Below are 24,968 nucleotides of genomic sequence, written 5' to 3' on the forward strand. Positions count from 1 at the left end.
GGAGCCGCCGGCCGGGCCCGGGGCCCCGTCGAAGAACATCTCCTCGATCCGGACGTGGTCGTGGAACCACTCCAGGTGCCGCATGTTGGACACGGCGGTCCGCATACTGGATGTTTTCGGGCGTTCCGACAACGGAGGGGGTCCCCCCAGCCATTGAGGCTACGGGGGAGAGGTGCCGCAGCTGTCGTCGCGCGCCCGTCAGGGATTACGGGGCAGCCCTTAGCGCCCGGCCGTGTCGTCGGGCCAGATGCCTATGTGATCGGGTTCCAGCTCCAGCATCACCCGGTCACGCATGCCCAGGGCGTCGGTGTGACCGGCGGGCAGCTGAAGGCGGCCCGCGCGGTCCAGCATCGCGTACTCCCTGGCCACCACCGATTCCTCGCCTGTCGACGCGTCGACCTCCGTGCGCCGCAGGGTCTCCGTGGAGGTGCGACCGTCGCGAATGGCCACCGTGCGGCGGACCTCGGCGGCCACCGACTGGTCGTGGGTGACGACCAGGATCGTCGTGCCGAGCTCCTGGTTCGCCATACGCAGCGCGGCGAAGACCTGCTCGGCCGTCTGGGAGTCGAGCTCTCCCGTCGGCTCGTCGGCGAGCAGCACCGACGGTTCGTTCGCCAGTGCCACCGCGATGGAGACGCGTTGCTGCTGGCCGCCGGACATCTGGTGCGGGCGGCGGTCGCGGCAGTCGGCTACCTCCAGCAGGGAGAGCAGCGATTCGGCGCGCGCGGCCTGTTCGGCCTTCTTCCTGGTACGGCCGGCAAGCTGCATCGGCAGCGTCACGTTCTGCACGGCGCTCAGATACGGAAGGAGATTGCGTGCCGTCTGCTGCCAGACGAAGCCCACCACCTCGCGCCGGTAGCGCAGCCGGTCCTTCGCGCTCATGGTCAGCAGATCGCACCCGGCCACCTTCGCGGCGCCGGCCGTCGGCTCGTCCAGACCCGCCAGGACGTTCATCAGCGTCGACTTGCCGCTGCCGGACGCCCCGACCAGCGCCATCAGCTCCCCCTCGCGGACCAGCAGGTCGAGCCCTTGCAGCGCCTGCACCTCGACTCCGTCCGTGGAGAAGATGCGGACCAGCCGGTCGCAGGTGATCAGCGCGTCGTGGCCGTACTCGGGCCGGTCGCGCCGGGCCGCCGCCCGGCGTTCCAGCTCGCCGAGGGTGACGCCCGTGGAGGACTCGGTCATCGCGTGTCTCCTACCCTGAGTTCGGTCGTTGTCGTACGCCGGGTGATCATCCAGGCCTGCGCGGCGGCCACCGCCGACGCGATCGCCACCACGCCGAGCGCGGGCAGCAGCAGACTCACCGGATCGGCGCGCAGCTGTACTTGGCCGAGCGATGCCGCCTGCCCGGCCAGCGCGAGCCGGCCGAGATCGATTCCGGGAGCCAGCAGCAGGATCGCCACCCAGCCGACCAGCGCACCGCCCACGGCGGCCAGCAGAGCCTGCGGGAGGTTCTCCAGGATCAGCAGACGGCGCCCCTGCCGTCGGGTCAGGCCCATGGTGCGCAGCCGAGCCAGCATCGCGGTTCGCTCGGCGGAGGTCTGGAGCAGTGAGAGCACCAGCGCGAGTACCGCGTACCCGGCTCCCGCTGCCGCGGCCACCGCGTAGATCCGTTCGGCACCGCTCTGCACGGGGGACGTCGTGAACCTGTCCCGTTCTTCGGAGCGCAGCTTCACGGTGCCGGAGCCCGCTGCGCGGGCCGCTGACTCGAGGTCGGCGCCGGCCACGGAGGGCCCGGATATCAGCAGCATGGAGGCGGGGTGCCTGCCCTGCAGACCTGCTGCGTCGACCACCAGGAAGTCTCCATCGGTGACGGCGGGAGTGGTGGTGCGCACCATGTCCACGCGGACCGAGAACGGGCCGCCCGCCTCGCCGATCTCCGCCGTCCGGCCGTGCAGCCGCTCGGCGACGGCAGGGGAGGCGAGCGCGGGCAGCGCTCCGGAGGTCTTCCGCAGTTCGGCGGCCCGGAACGAACCGAGGCCGGTGCGGCCGGCAAGACGCGCGTACGAATCGGGGTCGACGGCAAGCAGCGTGACGCGCTCGAGCCGGCCGTCCCGCAGGTCCAGGTCGAACTCCCGGTATACGGGCGCGACATCGCTCACCCCGGCCACCTTCCGTACCGCCCCGGCCAGCTTGTCCGGCAGCCCCTGGTCCGCATCGATCCGGGCATCGGCACCGACGGCGGCCAAGGACGCCCGGTCCCGGGCATCGGCGACACCGGAGAGTACCGAGCCGCCGAACGCCACCGTGGTCAGGGCCACGAGCAACGCCAGCAGCGGAAGCACGGTGGTGGTGGCGGAGGAGCGGCCCGCACGGGCGAGTGACAGAAAGCCGACCGCGCCGCGCCGCCGCGCCACCGGCAGCGCCACGAGCCGCAGGGGCAGCGGATACAGCCGTACGAGCAGCAGCGCGGCGATCACACCCACCAGTACCGGGGCGGCGCTGATCAGTGCGTCCGCGTCGCCGTCCGAGGTGCCCCGGCGCCGCAGTGCGGTGACGGCTGCCACGGTCAGCACCAGCAGCGTCAGTTCGGCCACGGTCCGGCGGCGCGACGGCCTGGCCCGTACGAGATCGTCCCGGTCACCGTGCAGGCGCGGCCGCCGGTGCAGGAACGCCGCCCTCAGCGGGAGCGTGGCGCAGGCGAACAGCGCGACCGCGGCCGAGGCGAGCAGCGCCGGCAGCGTCCGGCCCTCGGGGACGACGACGAGCGCGAGCGCGCAGCCGAGTGCCGCGCCGGCCAGCACGGGAGCGGCGACCTCGGCGAGCAGCCGCCACGCGATACCGCGGACCGAAGCGCCCCGCGAGCGGAGCAGAGACAGCTCGGCGTTCCTGCGCGAGGCGGCCAGGCCGGCGGTCATCAGCAGGACGACACCCGCGACGCTGCCGATGCCGAAGGCCGCGACGGCGACCACGGGGTTGATGGCGGCACGGATGCCGTCGAACTCGATGAGGACGTCGTCCAGGCCGGTGCTGGTCTCCAGCTGCGGCGCGACCTCTGCGCGCAGCGCGCTCTGCAGCGGGCCGTGTTCGAGGGAGGCGATCGTCTGCGTGATCCGGGGCAGGTCAGCGATGTCCATCCCGGCCGGGTCGGGAGCGACACGCCAGTAGGCCTCGGTGTCCACGGTCATGGACAGCAGGACGGGTGCCGCTTCGGGGGCCAGCAGCAGTGCGCCGTGCCAGTACGGCAGAGGGGGCTGATCCGGAGTGTGGAGGTACGTCGGCGTGCGCAGCACGGGTTCGACGGACCAGTAGCTCTGCTGCGGCCGCAGCGGTTCGACGATGCCGGTGACACGCACGGCGAGGGGTGCGCCGTCGGCCCGCGGCACATGGACGGTCGAGCCGGCCTTGATGTGCAGCGACCTGGCAGTGGCGGAGGTGACCGCTGCCTCGACGGTGGCGGTGTCCGGGGTGACGGACCCCGCGGTCGCCCTGGGCAGCTGTCCCGAGGTCAACGTGGAGTGCTCGGCGACTTCGGTCTGGGCGGACAGGGTGAATACCGGGCGGCCGCCGTTCAGCTCGGGCAGCCACTCGTCGGTGGCCTCCACCGGCTTGAGGGTGCGTGCTCCGTAGGTGGACTGGCCGGTGTCGACGCGCAGAGAATCCGGCAAGGCGGCCAGGACCTGCTGGTAGTTCTCGGTCAGCCGAGGGGCCCGTAGCGCCTCGGTACTCTTTTCCGGTTCACCGTCCACGTCCTGCCACGGATCGCTGCTCAGCTGGATGACGCTTCGACCCGGTGAGGCGGCACTCACCTCGTGGCGCAGGCCCCGGCTTTCGTACGCGTCCACCGCGCCCGGGAACGCCGCGGCGAGGAACGAGGTGACCAGGACGAGGAGCAGCAGGGCGACGGCGGGCCCGGGTGCCGTACGCAGCCGGGTGCGGACCCAGGGGGCAGCAGCCTTCATATCACTCGCCTCCCTGGACACGCAGCGCCGCGGCGGGATCGCCTCGACGCATCGCCAGCGCTGCCACGATGAGCACGGGTGCGGCGGCGACTCCCGCGACCAGCAGCGCCACGCGCCCGAGCGGCAGTTCCACCAGCACACTCGGAGCAGGCTGTGTGGCCTGTCCGGTCAGCACGATCAGTGGTACGACGGCACGGGTGAGCACCGCGCCGAGGGCGAGCCCGATCAGCAGCCCGAGCCCGATCAGCAGTGACTGCTCGACGGCGAGCAGCCGGGCCAGTTGGCGCCGCGGTGCACCGAGCGCCCGGAGCACCGCGAACTCCGCCGAGCGTTCCCGCAGCGTTCCCACCGCGCCCACCGCGAAGCCGACCGCGGCCAGCGCCCCGGCGACGAGGGCCACCGCGAGCAGCGCCGACTGCGGGCCCGCGCCGAGCGGATCGTCGTGCAGGTCCTCGGCTATCTCGTCACGCACCTGGATCTGGGTCGGGTCGATCTCGGCCCTGTCGCGCAGGGCGGCCGCGACCTCTTCCGCGGCCCCGCGCTCGGTGAACAGCCACCATTCGGTGGGCGGGAACGCCGAGTCGGGACGGGTGGCGAGCACCCGGTTGACGGCTCGCAGATCGATCAGCAGCGCGCCGCCGTCGGTCGCGGGCGTGGCGGCCGGGCCGAGGGCGCCGGCACCGGGCCCGGTGGTCGGAACACCGCGGAGGGCGCCCACGATCTTCACCTTGACGGGGCCTCCGGGCATCGGGATGTCGATCATGGATCCGGTCTTCGCACCACTGGACTCGAGGAAGCGGTCGGTCGCGAGCGCGGCCGGCGGGGCCGGTTCCTCACGCTTGGCCGTGACCCGGACGGTGACTGTGCGCTTCGGGCCCCATTGGTCCTCGAACACCACTCTGCCCGTGTGGTAGGAGACGTCAAGGGGTGCCCGGGACGACGAGCCCACGGCGGTGATCGCGGGGCCGCGCTCGTTCCTGGACGAGTCGGGCTCGATGCTCACTGTGGCCTTCGCCTCCCACGCGAGCTCCTTCGGCACGGTGACCCCGCGGGTGGCGCCGTCCGCGGTGACCGAGCGCATCCCGCCGATGGTGAGCCGCTTGGCGGCGATCCGGTCCGGATAACCCGCCTCGTCGAACTCCACCCCGGTCAGCGCCAGCGGACCCGCCGGCCTTCCCGCCGGGGCGTCTGCCGCCTTGGCGAGGTCGACGGTCATCGCGTGCGGCTTGCCGTCCGCCGCGGGTGTGTCCGACTGCAGCCGGTAGGGCACTCCGAAGCGGTCCTCGAAGGTGAGGGTGACGGTCGTGCCCTCTCGCTCGTGCGGGCCGTCCTCGGCGGCGCTCCGGGTGACATCGAGGACAAGGCGCACCGTGTCATCGGGCAGCAGCACACCCGTGGGTGCGGTCTTCCCCGGGCGCAGGGTCCTCAGCAGCTTGCCCGGGTCGGTGTCGGCCAGGTCGTCCCGCAGCCGCAGTTCCGTGCCTGCGAGCCCGGTGTCGAGCGCGAGTACGGTGGCCTGGCGTCCGCCCGAGAGACCGAGCCCGGTACGGGCGGCCGGCACCGCTGCCCGTACGCCCGGCATCCCGTCGTACACACCGCCCTGGCCGAACTGGGAGGTGCCGCTGCCCAGTACGCGTACCGGGGCGCCGGCCCGGAAGTCCGCCTGGTCGTCCTGCGAGCGGTCCCAGGACGCGCCCTGGCCGATCGCCAGCATGCCCATAGCGACAGCGAGCACCAGCAGCAACACCGGTCCTGCGCCGCGCAGCGGTCTGCGGCTGATCTGCCAGCCCGCCAGCGGGACGGTCAGGCCCCGGCCCGCGGTCGCCCGCCGCTCGGCGAGCTTCGCCGTCGGCGGCAGCAGCCGCAGGGTGAGGACGGTCCCGGCCAGCAGCGCCAGCGCCGGCGCCACGACGAGCAGCGGGTCGATGCCCAACTCGCCCTCGCGGTCACCGCTGAGGGCGCCGCCGCCCGAGGTACTCCGGTCCAGCTGCCAGAACGCGACGGCTGCGACGGCCACGAGTGCGATGTCCGCGCCCGTCCGCAGCGGGGCGGGCAGCGTGCGGCCGCGCCCGCGTGCCGCCACTGCCGCGGTGAGAGCCGGGGCCACCACGGCCGCGGCACAGGCCAGCGCCGCCACCACACCGACCAGCCAGACCCCCGCGGTCGGACCGGTGTCGACCCGCAGCTCGATTCTGGCCAGCAGCCCCTGGCCGGCGAGCAACCGGGTGAGCGGCCCTGCGAGCAGCGGCGCGCACACGGCGGCGGGCAGCGCGAGCAGCAGCGCCTCCAGGGCGGAGAGCGCGGCGAGACGGCCACGCGACGCGCCGCGGGCCAGCAGCACCTGGGTTTCGCCCGCGCGTTCCGTGCTCAGCAGCCGGGCCACCAGCAACAGCGTGTACGCGGCGAGCAGCACCAGCTGCAACGAGATGATCAGCAGGGTCGCCCTGGACACGAGCAGCGCCCGCTCCAACGCGCCGAGGACGGCGGGCAGCGAGGTACGCGTGGTGACGCCGTTCTCCAGCCCCGGCTGGGCGGCGACGAGCTTCTGGCTGTTCTTCGCGGCCGTGCGCAGTGAGTCGATCCGGTCGGCGCCGAACGCGGCGAAGTCGGCTGTGGCCAGCCAGGACACACCGCCGTGCGTGATCCGGCCGGACCCGAAGGCCGCGGTGTCCGTCAGCAGCGGCCCGTACGTCAGAAACGAGTCCTTGTGCACACCGCGCCCGCCCAGCTCGTCCAGCTGCCAGTACGGATCGTTCCGGTCGACGGGACGGTAGACGCCGGTGACGCGTATCCGCACCGCGGGACCGCCGAGCCGGTCGGCGAGGGTCAGCACCCGCGGCCCCGGCAACAGTTTCAGCTGCGTCGCGGCGGCCTCGGGCACGGCGACCCCGACCACTTCGCCCTGTTCCGCCGACGGCCAGGCGCCCTTCGTCAGGCGGACCCGCGAGCGGTCCACCAGGGCGAACGTGGTGAGGTCGGGTTCGCCCTCGCGGGCGGCCGGCGGCTGCAGACCTCGCGGCAGTGCGTACGGTCCCGAGCGGTCGAACTGCCGCAGGGTCACCGGCAGCCCGTCGAAGGACTGCCGGGCTCCGCGCCGGACCTGTACGGCCGCGACACGGTCCGCCTCGGGACTCTCCGCCTTGATGATCAGCGAGGCGGAGGCCGCGTCCCTGGTCTGCAGGGCGTGACGCAGACCGGCGTCCCCGACGGAACCCGCGAAGGCGGCGAGGGTGGCCAGTACGGCGGTGGTCAACAGCACCGCCAGCAGCGCCGCCGTGACCAGCAACCGGTGTGCGCGGACGCGCAGAAACACAAATCCCGTCACCGGTCTCCCCCGAAGCGCCTTGTGCACATCCCCCGAAAACTCTTTCGAAGGGGATGTTTACAGAGACTGCGCTCGGAGAACACCGCTCCCAGCCATGACTTGATCGGATTGTGACCGGATTTCGGTGCGTGAACACCGAAATGCGGCACTCCGGCCGTGAGTCAGACGTGCTCGACGATATGGCCGTCGTTGAGTTCGAGCACCCGGTCGGCCAGGCCCAGCAGCTGGGCGTCGTGCGTGGCGACCAGCGCCGTCACGCCCTCGGCCCGCACCACGGCACGCAGCAGCTCCATCACCGCCAGCCCGGTCTCCGCGTCCAGCTGGCCCGTCGGTTCGTCGGCGATCAGCAGGGCGGGCCGGTTGGCGAGTGCGCGGGCAATGGCGACACGTTGCTGCTGGCCGCCGGAGAGCTCACCGGGCCGCTGCTCCGCATGGTCGGCGAGTCCGACCAGCGCGAGGAGCAGCTCGACCCTCTCGTCGCGCTCCTTCGGATCGGTTCGGCGCAGGCGCATCGGCACACCGACGTTCTCGGCGGCCGTCAGGATCGGGATCAGACCGAAGGACTGGAAGATGAAGCCGATCCGGTCGCGGCGCAGCTCCAGCAGGCCGTCCTCACCGAGGTCCGCCAGACCGGTGCCGCCCACGGTGACACGGCCCTCGTCGGGGGAGTCGAACCCGCCGACCAGGTTGAGGAGTGTCGTCTTGCCGGAGCCCGATCTGCCCTTGAGCGCGACCAGCTCACCGTGCGCCACGTCGAAGGAGACGCCGCGCAGGGCGTGGACGGCGGCGGCCCCGGAGCCGTACGAACGATGCAGGTTCTCAACCCGCACCATGGGTTCCCCGTCCCTGCCCGCCGCGACGGAGGTGCCGGAGTGCGCGCTGATGTTTTCTGTCATGAAGAGCCCCCCGTGCGGAATCGGTCCGGCCAAGTATGTGCAGGGGCATGCGTCCGGGCAACGGCGGGTGGCCGCCGGAAGTCCTGCGGCCGCGGTGGGCCCGTCCGGCATCGGAGGACGCGGCCGTGCGTCGCTCCTTCGGCAAGCCGGCCGGGGCCCTCCACCTCGTCGCAGTGCCTCCGCAGCCCCGCCACGAGACTGCCCCGCCGCGGGGGAGGTCCGCAGTCGTGAGCGCCGGGCAGGGTGGCCTCACCCCCCCTTCTCCCATCGGCCCGAGCCGCTTGATTCCGGCAGCCGCCGCTCCGCACCGACGGCTCCTGACGGTATGGACACACCGAGTTGACATCACCACGCTCACCCTTGGTCTAGACCGCAGAACTCTCCGGACATCACCCCACATCTCCAGGAGCGACGTATGCGCAGAAAGATCACTTCCTTACTGACCGGGCTCGGCCTGGCCTGCGTGGCGCTGTTCGCCACATCCGGCAGCGCGCAGAGCCACGGCTACACCGACGCGCCGATCAGCCGCCAGCAACTCTGCGGGATCGGCACCGTCAAGCACTGCGGCCAGATCCAGTGGGAACCGCCGAGCGTAGAGGGGCCCAAGGGCTTCCCCACCCGCGGACCGGCCGACGGTCACATCTGCTCGGGCGGCATCGGCCGCTTCTCCGAGCTCGACGACCAGCGGGACGGCGCCTGGCCCGCCACTCAGGTCTCCGCCGGGCAGAACTACACCTTCCGCTGGCGGATCGAGGCCCGGCACGCGACGACCGACTTCCGGTACTACATCACCCGGGACGGTTACGACCCGTCCCGGCCGCTCACCCGGGCCGACCTCGAACCGCAGCCGTTCCTCACCGTTCCCTTCGGCGGCAGGCAGCCCGGCTCGACCGTGTCCCACTCGGGCGTGCTGCCGCAGAAGGCCGGCAAACACCTGATCCTCGGCGTCTGGACGATCTCCGACACGGGCAACGCGTTCTACGCCTGCTCCGACGTGAACTTCTGACGCCCCCACCGCCCCCGGCCCCGTGCCCGCCTGCGCGAGGAGCCGGGGGCGGACCTGGGACGCGGCGGACCGGCAGTGCGCCATTGGTACAGTCGCTGCCCCGACCGACGTACCAGGGAAAGGCCGGCGGACCATGGCGGTGGACGCACTCGACACCCGGATCCTGCGGCTTCTCATCGAGCAGCCGCAGACGAGCGTGCGCGAGTACGCACGGATCCTGTCGATCGCCCGGGGCACCCTCCAGGCCCGTATCGACCGCCTCGAACGGGATGGTGTGATCACCGGCAGCGGCCCGTTCGTCTCCCCCGCCGCCCTCGGCCACCCGGTGCTCGCCTTCGTGCACCTGGAGGTGACGCAGGGCCATCTCGACGATGTGGGTGAGGCGCTCGCCGCGGTGCCGGAGATCGTCGAGGCCTTCTCCACCACGGGAGGCGGCGATCTGCTGACCCGGGTGGTGGCGCGGGACAACGGGCACCTGGAGGACGTGATCCAGCGACTGATCCAGCTTCCGGGCGTCGTCAGGACGCGGACCGAGGTGGCCTTGCGCGAACGGGTACCGCACCGCTTGCTGCCGCTGGTGGAGTCGGTGGGCCGGACCGCTCCATCCGGCCGGGGCTGATCGCCTCACTGGGATCATGGCTGCCATGAACTCATCACCTGCAGGGGCCCCTTCGGTCATCTTCGACCTGGACGGCACCCTCGTGGACAGCGAACCGAACGCCTACGAATCGGTTCGCCTGCTGCTCGAACGGTACGGCGTGCCCGACTTCACCTGGGAACAGAACGCCCGCTTCATCGGGATCAGCAACCCCGAGGCGCTGACCGTTCTGCGTGCCGAGTACGGCATCGGCGCGTCCGTCGACGAACTGGTGGCGGGTCAGGACGCGCTCTATCTGGACCTGGCGAGGAAGTCGACCGAAGTCTTCCCCCGCATGCGGGAGTTCGTCGAGCTGCTGCACGGCCGGGGCATCGCCATGGCGGTGGCGTCGGGCTCGTCCCTGGCCGGGATCGAGGCCGTACTGACGAGCACCGGCCTGGGCGCCTTCTTCACCACGTACGTCTCCGCCGACGAGGTCAGGCGCGGGAAGCCCGAACCGGATGTGTTCCTGGAGGCCGCCCGGCGCCTGGGTGCCGCACCTGCCGACTGTGTGGTGGTGGAGGACGCGGCACCCGGCGTGAGGGCCGCGCACGCTGCGGGGATGCGCTGCATCGCGGTCCCCTACGCGACGGCGGGCGCCACCGATCCGGTGTTCGCCGCGGCGGGGCTGCTCTTCCCCGGCGGGCAGGGCGAATTCACCGCGCAGGCCACGTATGCATGGCTTTTCCCCGGAACCGCACCGGAGCGGGGCCGGCCGGGTCCGGCTGCCTGACCCGGCGGGCACCGCCGTCGCACGACGCCTGCCGCCCCGTCACCGTGCGGGCGGCCGGGGCGGGGTGACGGCCGGTCGCCCCGGGTCCGCGCGCCGGATATCCTGATCTTGCCGCGCTCCCCACCCCGTCCCTCGTTCCGGGCGAGGTCGCCGCCGCGGCGGCCGGAGCGGTCCTCGGCCCGGGCTTTTTGAGATACGCGAGCTATTCGAGATAGGTGTGCACAGGGTGCTGGTTGCTGGTCGGTACCGATTGATAACCGCCATCGGCCGTGGCGGGATGGGTGAGGTCTGGCGGGCTACGGACGAGGTCCTCGGCAGGGCCGTGGCCGTGAAGCTGCTGCTGGGCGAACACGCCGACGAGTCGGCGACCGCACGGTTCCGGCTGGAGGCCCAGACCGCCGCCCGGCTGAGCCACCCGCATCTGGTGGCCGTGTTCGACTTCGGGTCATGGGAGGACCGGCTCTTCCTGGTGATGGAACTCGTCGAGGGCAGGAGCCTCTCCGACCTGCTCCTGGCACAGGAGCGGCTGGGTCCGGAACAGGTCGCCCGGATCGCCGGCCAGGCGGCCGCCGGACTTGCGGCGGCCCACCGACAGGGCATCGTCCACCGGGACATCAAACCGGGGAACCTGATGCTGGACGCCGAGGGCTCAGTCAAGATCGGCGACTTCGGGATCGCCCAGTTCGTCGACGACCCCTCTGCCGCCCTCACCACGACGGGTCACATCGTCGGCACGAGTCTCTACCTCGCTCCGGAACGGGCCCTCGGCCGCACCGCAGGTGCCGCCTCGGACATGTACTCCCTCGGCTGTGTCATCTACCAACTGCTGCTCGGCCAGCCGCCGTTCCGCTCGGACACCCCGACCGCGACCCTGTACCAGCACGTGGACACGCCTCCCGTGCCGCTGCGGCAGCGGGGGGTCGACATGTCCGCGGCCTTCGACTCGTACCTGTTGGGCCTGCTCGCGAAGCAGCCCGAAGAGCGGCCCAGCGCCCAGCAGGTCGCCGACTGGTTCCAGAGCGAAGCCTGGCGAGGGCGGGCGGAACCGCTGCCGCAGCACCGGCCCGCTCCCCCGCGAGCTCCGGCCGCGGCCTACGCGCCGACGACGGCGCCTGCCGCGCAGCGCCCGGGTGCGGACTCCGGCGTTCCGACGACGTACCGGCTGCCCCAGGCGCACGGCCGGGGCCGGCGTGCGGCGGGCAGACCCCGGAACAACCGGCGGCGCAGCACCCGCGAGGCGATCAGACGCCGGCCCAGAGTGGCCAGCGCCATCGCGGGCACGATCGCCTTCCTCGCCGCCGTCTACCTGGGGATGAGCCTGTTCTCGCCCGAATCCAGCTCGGCCACCACCCCGGACGGCGGCACCTCCACGAGCGGGCCGCCGTCCCCCGCACCCGGCCGGTAGCCGGGCCCGTCACCAGCGGTCGTGCACCGCCGCACGGATCCTGCGGTCGTAGAGGTCCCGCACCGCGTCGAGCGCGCTCTGCGGCAGCGGATCCAGCGCCGCCGCAGCCGCGTTGGCCCGGGTCTGCTCCACCGAACGGGCCCCGGGGATGACGCTCGTGACACCGGGCTGCTGAATGATCCAGCGCAGCGCCGTCTGTGCGGGCGTAGCTCCCTCGGGAGCGAATCCCGCGAACTCTGCCGCCGCCGCCAGCCCGGTGCCGTACTCGATCCCGGAGAAGGTCTCGCCCTGGTCGAACGCCTCTCCATGCCGGTTGTACGTGCGGTGGTCCTCGGGTGCGAAGACGGTGTCCGCTGTGTACTTCCCGGACAGCAGCCCGGAGGCGAGCGGCACACGGGCGACGATGCCGACCCCGGCCGCGCGCGCGGCCGGCAGGACCTCGTCCAGCGGCTTGAGGCGGAACGGGTTGAGGATGATCTGCACGCTCGCGACACCGGGGCGGGCGATGGCCGTCAGCGCCTCGGCACACGTTTCGACACTCACCCCGTAGGCGGCGATCCGCTGCTCGGCGACCAGCGTGTCCAGGGCGTCGTAGACCTCGTCCGAGGAGTAGACGGCCGTGGGCGGGCAGTGCAGCTGCACGAGGTCGAGGGTGTCGACCCCGAGGTTGGCCCGCGAACGGTCGTTCCAGGTACGGAAGTTGTCCAGAACATAGTTCTCCGGCACCTGCTCGGCGCGCCGGCCCATCTTGGTCGCCACCAGGACGCCCGCGTCGGGGCGCTCCTTCAGATAGCGGCCGATGAGCTGTTCGCTGCGTCCGTCCCCGTACACGTCGGCGGTGTCGAAGAAGGTGACGCCCGCCCCGACGGCGGCGTCGAGGACGTCGAAGGCGTCGGCCTCGCGGACCTCGCCCCAGTCCCCGCCGAGCTGCCATGTGCCCTGCCCTACGACCGATACGTTCCGTCCGGTCCTGCCCAGTTCTCGCTGCTCCATGACGATCATGCTACGTCCGCCGGGTGGCCGGTCCAGGGCGCCGCCGCGGCGGCCGGAGGCACCGGGGCGGGACACCTCGTTCCCCGCCCCGGCCGGCGGTCAGCCGGCGTCCTGCCCCAGTGCGGTCAGCCGCGCGGCCTCGTCCTCGGTGAGCCGCAGGGCGCCCGCCGCCACGTTGGCTTCCAGGTGAGCGGGGTTCCCCGTGCCCGGGATGGCCAGGACGTGCGGACCCCTGCGGAGCGTCCAGGCGAGCCTGACCTGGGCGGGAGACGCGTCGTGGGCCCGGGCGATGTCGAGGAGCACCTCGTGCTCCGCGGTGATGTCCGCGCCGGCCTCGCGGCCCCCGGCGGCGATCGCGTAGAACGGCACGAAGGCGATGCCGAGTTCACCGCAGGTGCGCAGGATGTCCTCGGAGTCGGCGCGCCGTTCGCCGATCCCGTATCTGTTCTGCACGCAGACGACAGGTGCGATGGCCCGGGCCTCGGCGATCTGGTCCGGCCAGGCGTTGGACAGGCCCAGGTGACGGATGAGGCCCTCCTTCCGCAGGTCGGCCAGCGCACCGAACTGCTCGCTGATCGGGGCGGGCCCGTTCATCCGCAGGTTCACCACGTCGAGGTGGTCGCGGCCGAGCTGCCGGATGTTCTCCTCGACCTGTCCGCGCAGTTCCTCGGGCCTGGCCCAGTTCAGCCAGTCGCCGCCGGGGCCACGGCCGGGGCCGACCTTGGTGGTGATGACCAGGTCGTCCGCGTACGGACCGAGGGCCCGGCTGATCAGTTCGTTGGCCGAGCGCAGTGGCGAGAAGTAGAACGCGGCCGTGTCGATGTGGTTCACGCCGAGTTCAACGGCCCGGCGCAGCACGGTGATCGCCCGGTCCCGGTCGTGCGGGCCTCGGTCGTTGCCGAACGCGGCACCGTTCTGAGTCAGGCGCATGGCGCCGAAGCCGATGCGGTTGACCGTCAGATCGCCGAGATTCCAGGTACCGGCAGCCGCTGCGCCGGTAGTTGCCGAGATCAAGAGTGAAGCCTTCCGTGTGAGCGATGATGCAGGAGCGGCCAAGTGATGGTGCGCCAAATAGCTTGCATGACACGCCGCTTCATGATATGTTGGCGCCAACGCGTCTGTCGCTTCAATCACTTGGTGCGAGTGCAGGATAGATCCGTTCCGACATTCTGTCCAGCCCTCTTCCACCCCTCGTGCTTCAACAGTCCGGTCGGCCCCCCGCTTTCGCGCGGATCGCCGGACTGCACGACGGCTCCGTGCACGGCTGGGCCGAGACCCCGGTCGCACGACTTCGGTACGGATGCGGCGCCTCGGGCGGCGCCCGGTGACCACCGCGACATCCCCCTTCACCGCTCCTCCCTGTGTGCCGGCTGTGCGATCGCACCATGGCGACTTGACCAGACTTGCCAAGTCCCTTGCCTGCACTCCCAGTTCGTTGACGAGGCCATGGCTACGTGTGAGTGTTCGGTCGCCCGATCACGGACACCACCTGGGCGGACGACCGGCACCGGCAGCACGGGCGGGTCCGTCTCCCCGTGCCGCTGCCCGTGACCGAGGTCCCCACGAACCGAGGAGCCTCGATGAAACGCAGACCGATGACGGCCGGGACAACCCTGGCCGTCCTCGCCGGAATGCTGGTCGCCACCAGTGGCCAGTCAGCTTCTGCAGAACCGTCCCCGCCGGCCCCGACCGCACTCTCGGCTGCCGTGTCGGCAGCCGACCGGGCAGCGGCCAGTGGTCTCGACGCCCTGGCCAAGGGGCCCGAGGAGCGGTACGAACGCCAGATGGTGACCCCCTGGGTCAATGGGCTCTACTCCATCGCGTACGAACGCACCTACCGCGGCCTGCCGGTCGTCGGCGGTGACGCCGTCGTCGTGGCCGACTCCAAGGGCCGCATCCGCGGATCCCAGTCGGCCGTCTCCCGGCGCATCAACGTACCGGTCACCGCGACCGTCTCCGCCGGGGCCGCAGAGACCGCCTCGCGCAAAAGGCTCCGCACGGTGGAGCGGGTAGACAGCCACCGCCTGGTCGTCCGGGCCACCGGCACGAAGTCCCGGCTGGCCTGGGAGACCGTGCTCACCGGCCGGACCGCGAAGGCACCGAGCCGGCTGCACGTCTTCGTCGACGCGGGCACCGGTGCGGTGCTCGACAGCTACGACGACGTCAAGGCCGGCACTGGCAACAGCCAGTGGAACGGCCCGTCCCCGCTGTCCATCAACACCACGTCCTCCGGCGGCAGTTACTCACTGCGCGACCCGGGCCGTCCCGGACTGAGCTGCGCCGACTACAGCACCGGGAGCGTCTTCACCAAGTCGAGCGACTCCTGGGGCACCGGCAGCGCGTCCAGCAAGGAGACCGGCTGCGTCGACGTGATGTGGGCGGCCCAGCACGAGTGGGACATGCTGCGCGACTGGCTGGGGCGCAACGGGCACGACGGCAACGGGCGCGGCTGGCCGGTCAAGGTCGGACTGAACGACGTGAACGCGTACTGGGACGGCTCCACCGTCTCCATCGGCCACAACAACGCCAACCAGTGGATCGCGGCGATGGACGTCGTGGGCCATGAGTTCGGCCATGGCATCGACCAGTACACGCCCGGCGGCGCGAACAACGAGTCCGGCCTCGGGGAGGCGACCGGCGACATCATGGGGGCGCTGACCGAGGCGTACACCAACGAGCCCGCCCCGTACGACGACCCGGACTACACCGTCGGCGAGAAGATCGACCTGGTGGGCGACGGGCCGATCCGGATCATGTACAACCCCGGGCAGATCGGCGACCCGAACTGCTACAGCTCCTCCATACCCAGCACCGAGGAGCACGCGGCGGCCGGTCCCCTCAACCACTGGTTCTATCTGCTCGCCGAGGGCTCGAACCCCGGCGGCGGCAAGCCTTCCAGCCCCACCTGCAACAGCTCCACCGTCACCGGTGTGGGCATCCAGAGTGCCGGCAAGGTCTTCTACGGCGGCATGCTGCTCAAGACCAGCGGCATGACGTACAAGCGCTACCGCACGGCCACGCTCACTGCGGCCAAGACCCTCGACGCCACCTGCGTGCTGTTCAACCGGGCGAAGTCCGCCTGGGACGCGGTCAGCGTCCCCGCCCAGAGCGGCGACCCGACCTGCGCGCCGAACGGCAACAACGACTTCTCGATCTCTCTGGACCCGGCCTCCGGCTCCGTGAAGCCCGGCAGTTCGGTGACCGCCACGGTCCGGACGACCGTTTCCTCCGGCAGCGCGCAGAGCGTGAACCTGTCCGCGAGTGGCCTGCCGAGCGGCGTGACCGCCGCCTTCAGCCCCTCCTCGGTGCAGTCCGGCGCGACGTCGGTCATGACCGTGTCGACGACGTCGGCCGCAGCGCCCGGGGCGTACACCTTCACCGTGAAGGGCGCGGGCACCCAGGAGCACACCGCCCAGTACACGCTGACCCTCACCGACGGCGGCGGTCCCGGTGGCACGCCCCCGGACATCAGTGTCGCCAACGTGCAGGCCCACCTCGCCCAGCTGAACACCATCGCCTCGCAGAACGGCGGCAACCGGCGGGCCGGCAGCAGCGGTTACACCTCCTCGCTCGCCTATGTGAAGGGCAAGCTGCAGGCGGCCGGCTACACCGTCAGCGAACAGACCTGCACCACCTGCACCTACCGCGGCAACAACCTGATCGCGGACTGGCCGGGCGGTCCGGCCGACCGGACCGTGATGTTCGGCGCCCACCTGGACGGAGTGTCCGCCGGTCCCGGCATCAACGACAACGGTTCCGGTTCCGCGACCCTGCTGGAGAACGCACTCGCCCTGGCCCAGCAGAACCCGACCATGACCAAGCATGTGCGCTTCGCCTGGTGGAACGGCGAGGAGCAGGGTCTGGAGGGGTCCGAGTACTACGTCGGCCAGCTCACCGCCGCCCAGCGGACCGCCATCACCGCGTACTACAACTTCGACATGGTCGCCTCCACCAACGGCGGCTACTTCATCAACAACCTCAACTCCGCCGCATCGGCCCCGATGAAGGAGTACTGGACCTCGCTCGGCCTCGCCCCGGAGGAGAACGTCGAGGGCCAGGGGCGCTCCGACGACTACTCGTTCCAGCAGGGCGGCATCGCCACCTCGGGGTACGCGACCGGCGCCAGTGACACCAAGTCCTCCGCCCAGGCCACCAAGTGGGGTGGCACCGCGGGCCGTTCGTACGACCCGTGCTACCACCAGTCGTGCGACACCACGGCCAACATCAACGCGACCGCGCTGGACCGCAGCGCGGACGGGGTCGCCTACACGGTGTGGAAGACGGCCGTCGGCACCACCGCCCCCGCCGACGACTTCTCCGTCTCGGTGAACCCGGTGTCCGGCAGCGTCCAGCCGGGCGCCTCCCTCACGGCAACCGTGTCCACGGCCACCACCGGCGGTTCGGCGCAGAGTGTGCGGCTCACGGCCTCCGGTGCGCCGAGCGGGGTCACCGTCTCCTTCGCCCCGTCCTCCGTGCAGTCGGGCTCGTCGTCCACGATGACCGTCTCCGCCGGGGCCCAGACCACCGCGGGTACGTACACCCTCACCGTGACCGGGACGGGCACCGCCACCCACACCACCACGTACTCGCTGGTCGTCGGGGGCGGCGGCACCTGCCAGGCGCGGCAGGTCGTCGCCAACGGCGGCTTCGAGAACGGCACGACGCCGTGGACCCAGTCTGACGGGGTCATCAACAACAGGACCTCCGAGAAGCCCGCACACAGCGGCGCCTACCAGGCCTGGTTCGGCGGCTGGGGCAGCACCCACAGCGACACCGCCACGCAGTCACTGACGGTTCCGGCGGGCTGCGCGACGTACCGGCTGTCGTTCTACCTGCGCACCGACACCGCCGAGTCGGCGGGCGATGCGACCGCCTACGACACGTTCACCGTGAAGCTGGGTTCCCGGACGCTGGCCACGTACTCGAATCTCGACGCGAGCAGCGGCTACGTCCAGCAGTCCTTCGACGTCGGCTCCGCCGCGGGGCAGACGGTGACGCTGGGGTTCACCAGTAAGGAGGACGCCTACCTGCAGACCAGCTTCGTCCTGGACGATGTGGCACTGGACGTGAGCTGATCCACCGCCGGGGGAACAAGGGGGCGGGGCGTGATCCTCACGCCCCGCCCCTGCGTGTCAGCGGACCACCACCGCCAGTCTGCTGACGAAGTCGTCGGTCTCCGGGCTGCCGGCGGGGCGGGCCGCCAGTCTGGCGTGGAGCCCGCGCAGCTCCTGGCCGAGCAGCGTCGCCGGATTCACCTCGGTGGTGTCCAGGACCGGGCCTGCCACGGCGTGCGCCGCCGCCGGGTCGCCGGCGCACGCGTGGGCGTCGGCCATCCGGGCCAGGAACAGCATCCGCGCCGAGTGCATGCCGGGTGGCAGCAGGCCGAGCGCTGTGCGGGCCGCCCCGACGGCGCGGAGCGCGAAACGACGGTCACCGGTGGCCACGGCGAGATCGCGCAGTGCGCCGGCCGCACCGGACTCCACGCGCAGGCGTACCGACGCGACGGAGAGCCAGGGCGCCTCCGTCTCGTCGCGTTCACCGGCCCGGTCCATCTGTGAGCGGGCCCGGTCGATGTGCCTCAGGGTCCGGGCGGCGTCGCCCCGGACCGCGTGCCCGCGCGCCTGGTACAGATCGCTCATGGCGCCCGCCCAGTGCCGGCCCGCGGCGGCCTGGCCGATGGCCCCACCGTAGGCAAGCGCCGACGGCCCGTCACCCTCCAGCCGGGCCAGGGTGCTCATGTCGCTGAGAGCCGCGACCTGTGTCCCGACGTGACCGGCCATGGCGGCCCACAGCAGTGAGCGGTCGAGCCAGGCCATCGCGGTCCCGTTGCGGCCCCACAGCAGCCGCAGACAACCGGCCGACTGCGCGTACTCGGCTGCCAGAGGGGCCAGTTGACGCTGGTACGACGCCGCAGGAAGCGCCATCCAGCGGAGCATCGCGTGCAGGGTGCGCTCGACGACAGCGGTCGCTCCCGGCCAGGCACGTTCCTCGTCGGTGCGCAGACAGACTGCGAGCAGGGCCGTCAGCGCGTGCACCGTGTCGCTGTCCAGGGCAGGGCGGGACTGCGTCTCCGGGCCCAGTGCGCAGAAGGCCGCATGCAGGGCGATGACGTCCGTGAGTGCGGGGACCGAGCAGCCGTCCCTGCCGTGCACCGGGCAGACGAGTCCGTAGGCGGGCAGGCTCGCAGGAAGGACGGTCCCCGGCGGAAGCATCGCCAGAAGCGCTCCCCCCGCGGGCTCCCCGGGCAACGGCCCCCGCCGTACGGCGGCAGGCGTGCCGGGCCGGCCTCCCGCGCGCTCCCGTTCCTCCGCCGCCTCGCAGGCCGCCAGCAACTCTCCCTCGGCCGACAGCAGTTCGTCGAGCCGACGGGCCAGCGGCAACGACGTCCTGCGGCTGCCGTGCTCCAGTTTGCTGATCGCAGTGTGGTCGTAGCCGACCCTGGCACCCACCTGGGCCTGTGTGAGCCCGGCCCGTCTGCGCCACTGACGTAACCGGGTACCGAACGACCGCCATACCTCGGCGGTACGGGCGTCCGCCGGCACAGGACCCATGCCCTCGCTCACCCGGAACCCCGTCGCGCCTGGTCAAGGACGCCACGCGTACCACGCTCACGGCTCATGCCCCGGAGGATAGCGAGCGGCCGTGCCCGCTGTCCCCCACGTGTCGACAAGATGTCCGGTAACAGGCGCAGCGGTTGCCGGTGCACGCGTCCACCGATTCTTCACGCAGGTTTCCCCAGCCACTCCGGTTGCGGTGGCAACGGCATGCCGCCCCTCCCCCGCATCTTCTGGCCAAAGCATCACCATCTGAACCGACGAGCCGTCAGACCTCGCACAGTGAACGCATCAAGGCGTAGGCAATGAGGTCAATCGTGAGATATCAGTCGTCAGTTCTTGTTCTAAACAACGCCGGTTCAAGCGGGTGTTGCACACCTATTGACGCGTGGGGACGTGAAGGAGAAGTATCCCATCGGCCGGAGAGAGCGCTCTCCGGCTTCGTGTCGTGCACCCGTACCGCGACTCAGGAGACAAGCCCCCATGTACGCACCCCCCTTGTTCCACAGACACGCGCCATCGACCGGGAGAAGACGGACCGGCGTGCTGGCCGCCGTCACCGGCCTCGTCGTCTCGCTGCTGGCCTTCATGCCGTCCACCTCCGCGAGCGCGGCACCCTCGCTGCTCTCGCAGGGCAAGACGGTGACCACCTCCAGCCAGGAGAACGACGGCAACCCCGCCACCGCCGCCGTGGACGGCGACAACGGCACCCGCTGGTCGAGCGCGTTCTCCGATCCCCAGTGGATCAAGGTCGACCTGGGCTCCGCCGCCTCGGTCAGCCAGATCGCGCTGAAGTGGGAGGCCGCCTACGCCAAGAGCTACCGGATCGAGTTCTCCACGGACAACAGCACCTGGAGCACCGCCTACTCGACCGCGACGGGCCCCGGCGGCACCGAGACGCTGAACGTCTCCGGCACCGCCCGCTACGTCCGGCTGACCGGCACCACCCGCGCCACCCAGTACGGCTACTCCCTCTGGGAGTTCCAGGTGTTCGGCACCACCGGCGGCGGAGGCGGCCCGCAGATCCCCGGCGGCGGCGACCTCGGCCCGAACGTCCTTGTCTTCGACCCGTCGACACCGGGCATCCAGGCCAAGGTCGACGAGATCTTCAAGCAGCAGGAGTCGGCGCAGTTCGGCACCGGCCGCTACGCGCTGATGTTCAAGCCGGGCACGTACAACAACATCAACGCGCAGATCGGGTTCTACACCCAGATCGCCGGCCTCGGCCTCAAGCCGGACGACACCACGTTCAACGGTGATGTGACCGTCGACGCCGGGTGGTTCAACGGCAACGCCACGCAGAACTTCTGGCGTTCGGCCGAGAACCTCGCGCTCAACCCGGTCAGCGGCACCGACCGCTGGGCCGTCTCACAGGCCGCCCCCTTCCGCCGGATGCACGTCAAGGGCGGGCTCAACCTCGCACCGAACGGCTACGGCTGGGCGAGCGGCGGGTACATCGCCGACAGCAAGATCGACGGCCAGGTCGCGCCGTACTCGCAGCAGCAGTGGTACACCCGGGACAGCTCCATCGGCAGCTGGGGCAACGGCGTCTGGAACATGACGTTCTCCGGCGTCGAGGGCGCACCCGCCCAGAGCTTCCCGAACCCCCCGTACACCACCCTCGACACCACCCCGGTCTCCCGCGAGAAGCCCTTCCTCTACCTGGACGGCAACGACTACAAGGTCTTCGTCCCCGCCAAGCGCACCAACGCGCGCGGTGTCTCGTGGAACGGCACCCCGCAGGGCGAGTCCATCCCGCTGAGCCAGTTCTACGTGGTCAAGCCCGGTGCCTCCGCCGCCACCATCAACGCGGCCGTGCAGCAGGGCCTGCACCTGCTGTTCACGCCCGGGATCTACCACGTGGACCAGACGATCAACATCGACCGCGCCAACACGGTCGTGCTGGGTCTCGGTCTCGCGACGATCATCCCGGACAACGGGGTCACCGCCATCAAGGTCGGTGACGTGGACGGCGTGAAGCTCGCCGGACTGCTCGTCGACGCCGGTCAGCAGAACTCGCAGGTGCTGGTCCAGGTCGGCCCCGACGGCGCCTCGGCCGACCACGCGGCGAACCCGACCACCGTCCAGGACGTGTTCGTCCGGGTCGGCGGCGCGGGCGCAGGCAAGGCCACCACCGGCATGGTCATCAACAACGACGACACGATCGTCGACCACACCTGGCTGTGGCGCGCCGACCACGGTGACGGGGTGGGCTGGGAGACCAACCGCTCCGACTACGGCCTCCAGGTCAACGGTGACGACGTGCTGGCGACCGGCCTGTTCGTCGAGCACTTCAACAAGTACGACGTGCGCTGGTCCGGCGAGAGGGGCAAGACGATCTTCTTCCAGAACGAGAAGGCGTACGACGCCCCCAACCAGGCCGCCGTCCAGAACGGCAGCACCAAGGGGTACGCGGCCTACAAGGTCGACGACTCCGTCACCACCCACGAAGGCTGGGGACTGGGCAGCTACTGCTACTTCAACGTCGACCCGACCATCCGTCAGGACCACGGCTTCGAAGCACCGGTGAAGCCCGGAGTGAAGTTCCACGACCTGCTCGTCGTCTCCCTCGGCGGCCAGGGCCAGTACGAACACGTCATCAACAACACCGGATCCCCCACGTCCGGTACAACCACCGTCCCGTCGAACGTGGTGTCGTTCCCCTGACGCATCGTGTGAGGTGAACGAACGTCACGGGGCCCGGCAGTTGCTGCCGGGCCCCGTCCCGTCGGCGTTCGACTACTCGGACGGCGGCCCGTCGAGCGCCTGCTCGGACCAGATGACCTTGCCGCGCCCGGTGTAGCGGGTGCCCCAGCGCTCGGCGAACTGTGCGACCAGGAACAGGCCCCGTCCACCCTCGTCCGTCGTCGCGGCATAGCGCAGGTGCGGGGAGGTGCTGCTGCAGTCCGACACCTCGCAGATCAGGGCCCGGTCGTACAGCAGCCGCACGCTGATCGGCTCGGAGCCGTACCGGATCGCGTTGGTGACGAGCTCGCTCAGGATCAGTTCGGTGACGAACCCCTCCTCGCCGAGGCCCTGCTCGTTGAGCCAGCGGATGGCCTCCTTGCGGATGCCGCCTACGGCCGAGGGGTCCGGGTCCACCTGCCACTCGACGCGGCGTGCCGGGTCCAGGGTGCGGGTGCGGGCGACGAGCAGGGCGACGTCGTCGCCCGGTCGGGTGGGCAGCAGGGCCTCCAGCACGTCGTCGCAGGTCTCCTCCGGTGTGCGGTCCCGGACGGCCAGGGCGTTCCGCAGCTGCTCCATGCCCTCGTCGATGTCCCGGTCTCGGCGCTCCACCAGACCGTCCGTGTACAGCACCAGGCGGCTTCCCTCGGGCACCTCCAGCTCGGTCGCCTCGAAGGGCATGCCGCCGATCCCGAGCGGCAGGCCGGCCGGGATCTCGGGGAACTCCACGGTGCCGTCGGGCAGGACGAGTGCGGGCCCGGGGTGACCGGCCCGGGCCACACAGACGCGCCCGGTGACCGCGTCGTAGATCGCGTACAGACAGGTGGCCCCGGTGATCGCCCCGCCGCCGGCCGTCCCCTCCTCCTGGTCCATCCGGAGGACGAGTTCGTCGAGGTAGCCGAGGAGTTCGTCGGGCGGCAGGTCCAGCGTGGAGAAGTTGTGCACCGTCGTGCGCAGCCTGCCCATGGTGGCCGCGGCGTGCAGCCCGTGCCCGACCACGTCGCCTACAACGAGCGCGACCCGGGCACCGGACAACGGGATCACGTCGAACCAGTCCCCGCCCACCCCCGCCTGCGCCGGCAGATAGCGGTAGGCGACGTCCAGGGCGTTCTGCTCGGGAACGCCGCTCGGGAGCAGGCTGCGCTGCAGGGTCACCGCCATCTCGTGCTCACGTGTGTAGCGCCGGGCGTTGTCGACGCTGACCGCCGCCCGGGCCACCAGTTCCTCGGCGAAGGACAGGTCCTCGGTGTCGAAGGGGGCCTCGTTCTGCGCGCGCCAGAAGTTGGCCATCCCGAGAATGACGCCGCGCGCGTGCAGGGGTACGGAGAGCAGTGAGTGGAATCCGTACGCCAGGATCCGCTCCGCCTGTTCGGGGTCGGGCAGGCGCCACTGCTGGGACGCGGTCAGGTCCGGCACCAGCCAGGTGTGGCCGCTGCTGCTGCCGATGCCTTCGGCACTGGTGGGCACGAATCCGATGACACGGCCCAGCGGGTAGAGCGGATGGTCCGGGCCGACGCCGCCCACGGCCGTGCGCCGCATGTCCATGACGCCTCCGGAGGGAGGCTGCGGTTCCTCCCCGCGCAGTACGGAGTCGGCGAGGTCGACCGTCACGCAGTCGGCGAATCCGGGCGCGGCGACCTCCGCCAGCTCCTGCGCGGTCGTGGTGACGTCGAGCGTGGTCCCCATGTGGGCGCCCGCCCGGTACAGGAGCAGCAGCCGCTCGCGTACGGTCTCCGCCCTGCCCATGACAGCCCGGAGCTCCGTGGCATCCCGGAGGGTGGCGACCGTGCCGGGCGGGCCGCCGCGCTCACCCGTGGGGCGGAGGTTGACGGCCAGCAGCCGGTTCCCGGCGGACCGCACCTCGTCCGTGGCGGCCCGCCCGGAGGCCAACAGCTCCGCCGTACGGGGGTCCAGTCCCAGATCCGCCACGGCGCGGCCCTCGGCGTCGGTGGGCAGGTCCAGGAGCCGGCGGGCCTCGTCATTGGCGAGGACCAGCCGGCCGTCGGCGCCGATGATGAGGACGCCCTCGCGGACCGCGTGCAGCACCGCGTCGTGGTGTTCGTACATCCGGGTCATCTCGGCCGGGCCGAGGCCGCGCGTCTGGCGGCCCAGACGGCGGCTCACCAGGGCCGCGCCGCCCGCCGTGAGGGCGAGTGCGGCCACCGCGGCGCCCAGGGCGAGCGGGATGCTCGGGTAGGCCAGCTTGTTCACCGTGTCGACCTTGATGCCGACGGAGACCAGTCCGGCGGCCGTGCCGTCGGGCCGCTGGACAGGCACCACCGAATTGACAGCGAGTCCGCGGCTGCCGGTTACGGTACGGGTGATGGGCTTGCCCTCCAGGGCCTCCTTGTACGGGCCGAGGATGTGCTTCCCGATCAGTGCGATGTCGGGGTGGGTGTAGCGGATGCCGTTGGCCCCGGCCACGACGACGTATTCCACTCCGGTGCTCCGCCGGATCTCCTCGGCGCGGGGCTGCAGGAGGACGGTCGGGTCCTTGCTGTCCAGGGCCGCCGCGATGCCGGGCGCGTGCGCGAAGGTCTCCGCGACACTCAGCGACCGGGCCCGGGCCACGTTCATGGAGTCACGTCTGCCCTGCACCACCAGAGCGACGACGGCCGTCACGATGAGCAGCGTCACGATTCCCAGCATCAGGAAGAAGACCTGACCGGCGACGGTGTGGACCCGGAAGTGGGCGCGCAGCCGACGGCCCGGTGAGGACCGCCCGGGATTCGGGCCGGAAGGTGCAGGCTCGTCACCGCCCGGGCGTCCGTCATCGTGCCGATGCGGCTGCCGGGCGGAGTGGTGAAACCGCGTCCGGAACCGACCTGTGCC

Annotated in this window: 14 protein-coding genes; 6 read left to right on the plus strand and 8 right to left on the minus strand. The window is 71.3% G+C overall.

Features of this window, described 5'->3' with window-relative positions:
* Positions 1-219: 219 nt before the first annotated feature.
* The 4 genes from ACIOEW_RS32570 to ACIOEW_RS32585 form a co-directional block, all read right to left on the minus strand.
* Positions 220-1,185, minus strand: a complete 966-nt coding sequence (locus tag ACIOEW_RS32570; protein ID WP_401968227.1) for an ABC transporter ATP-binding protein — start codon at positions 1,183-1,185, stop codon at positions 220-222.
* A complete protein-coding gene (locus ACIOEW_RS32575) occupies positions 1,182-3,902 on the minus strand; it encodes an FtsX-like permease family protein (RefSeq protein WP_401968229.1) in 2,721 nt (906 codons plus the stop codon). The genes ACIOEW_RS32570 and ACIOEW_RS32575 overlap by 4 nt, the downstream gene beginning before the upstream one ends.
* 1 nt (position 3,903) lies before the next feature.
* Positions 3,904-7,227, minus strand: coding sequence for an FtsX-like permease family protein (locus ACIOEW_RS32580; RefSeq protein WP_401968232.1), 3,324 nt, complete (start codon positions 7,225-7,227; stop codon positions 3,904-3,906).
* A 161-nt stretch (positions 7,228-7,388) separates the two neighbouring features.
* Positions 7,389-8,123 carry an ABC transporter ATP-binding protein gene (locus ACIOEW_RS32585; RefSeq protein WP_401968234.1) on the minus strand — a complete coding sequence of 245 codons (735 nt, stop codon included), beginning with the start codon at positions 8,121-8,123 and terminating at the stop codon, positions 7,389-7,391.
* A gap of 415 nt (positions 8,124-8,538) precedes the next feature.
* On the opposite strand from ACIOEW_RS32585, the gene ACIOEW_RS32590 reads away from it, so the two are divergent.
* The 4 genes from ACIOEW_RS32590 to ACIOEW_RS32605 all read left to right on the plus strand — a co-directional run bounded on the left by ACIOEW_RS32590 (position 8,539) and on the right by ACIOEW_RS32605 (position 11,904).
* Entirely contained in the window at positions 8,539-9,129 is a 591-nt protein-coding gene (locus tag ACIOEW_RS32590) for a lytic polysaccharide monooxygenase (RefSeq protein ID WP_401968237.1), read from the plus strand.
* A gap of 133 nt (positions 9,130-9,262) precedes the next feature.
* Positions 9,263-9,748, plus strand: coding sequence for an Lrp/AsnC family transcriptional regulator (locus tag ACIOEW_RS32595; RefSeq protein ID WP_362552901.1), 486 nt, complete (start codon positions 9,263-9,265; stop codon positions 9,746-9,748).
* 25 nt (positions 9,749-9,773) lie between these two features.
* Complete coding sequence (locus tag ACIOEW_RS32600; RefSeq protein WP_401968240.1) at positions 9,774-10,499, plus strand: HAD family hydrolase; 726 nt, start codon at positions 9,774-9,776, stop codon at positions 10,497-10,499.
* Between the two features lie 277 nt (positions 10,500-10,776).
* Positions 10,777-11,904: a serine/threonine-protein kinase gene (locus ACIOEW_RS32605; RefSeq protein WP_401968242.1), complete on the plus strand. Its 1,128-nt coding sequence runs from the start codon at positions 10,777-10,779 to the stop codon at positions 11,902-11,904.
* Between the two features lie 9 nt (positions 11,905-11,913).
* Here ACIOEW_RS32605 and ACIOEW_RS32610 read toward each other — a convergent pair whose 3' ends face one another.
* Together ACIOEW_RS32610 and ACIOEW_RS32615 are read right to left on the minus strand one after the other, a co-directional pair.
* Entirely contained in the window at positions 11,914-12,906 is a 993-nt protein-coding gene (locus tag ACIOEW_RS32610) for an aldo/keto reductase (RefSeq protein ID WP_401968245.1), read from the minus strand.
* Between the two features lie 90 nt (positions 12,907-12,996).
* Positions 12,997-13,911 (minus strand): aldo/keto reductase, encoded by a 915-nt coding sequence (locus tag ACIOEW_RS32615; protein WP_401968247.1) that lies wholly within the window; start codon positions 13,909-13,911, stop codon positions 12,997-12,999.
* A 581-nt stretch (positions 13,912-14,492) separates the two neighbouring features.
* Here ACIOEW_RS32615 and ACIOEW_RS32620 point away from each other — a divergent pair.
* Entirely contained in the window at positions 14,493-17,972 is a 3,480-nt protein-coding gene (locus tag ACIOEW_RS32620) for a M28 family peptidase (RefSeq protein ID WP_401968477.1), read from the plus strand.
* Positions 17,973-18,029: 57 nt separating this feature from the next.
* Here the strand turns inward: ACIOEW_RS32620 and ACIOEW_RS32625 are convergent, their stop codons facing one another.
* Complete coding sequence (locus ACIOEW_RS32625; RefSeq protein ID WP_401968249.1) at positions 18,030-19,448, minus strand: helix-turn-helix transcriptional regulator; 1,419 nt, start codon at positions 19,446-19,448, stop codon at positions 18,030-18,032.
* A 486-nt stretch (positions 19,449-19,934) separates the two neighbouring features.
* On the opposite strand from ACIOEW_RS32625, the gene ACIOEW_RS32630 reads away from it, so the two are divergent.
* Positions 19,935-22,118, plus strand: a complete 2,184-nt coding sequence (locus tag ACIOEW_RS32630; protein WP_401968251.1) for a discoidin domain-containing protein — start codon at positions 19,935-19,937, stop codon at positions 22,116-22,118.
* Positions 22,119-22,190: 72 nt separating this feature from the next.
* Here the strand turns inward: ACIOEW_RS32630 and ACIOEW_RS32635 are convergent, their stop codons facing one another.
* Positions 22,191-24,785: a SpoIIE family protein phosphatase gene (locus ACIOEW_RS32635; protein WP_401968254.1), complete on the minus strand. Its 2,595-nt coding sequence runs from the start codon at positions 24,783-24,785 to the stop codon at positions 22,191-22,193.
* Positions 24,786-24,968: the final 183 nt, after the last annotated feature.

Source organism: Streptomyces sp. NPDC087901, assembly GCF_044742205.1.
In the GTDB taxonomy this organism is placed as follows: Bacteria; Actinomycetota; Actinomycetes; order Streptomycetales; family Streptomycetaceae; genus Streptomyces.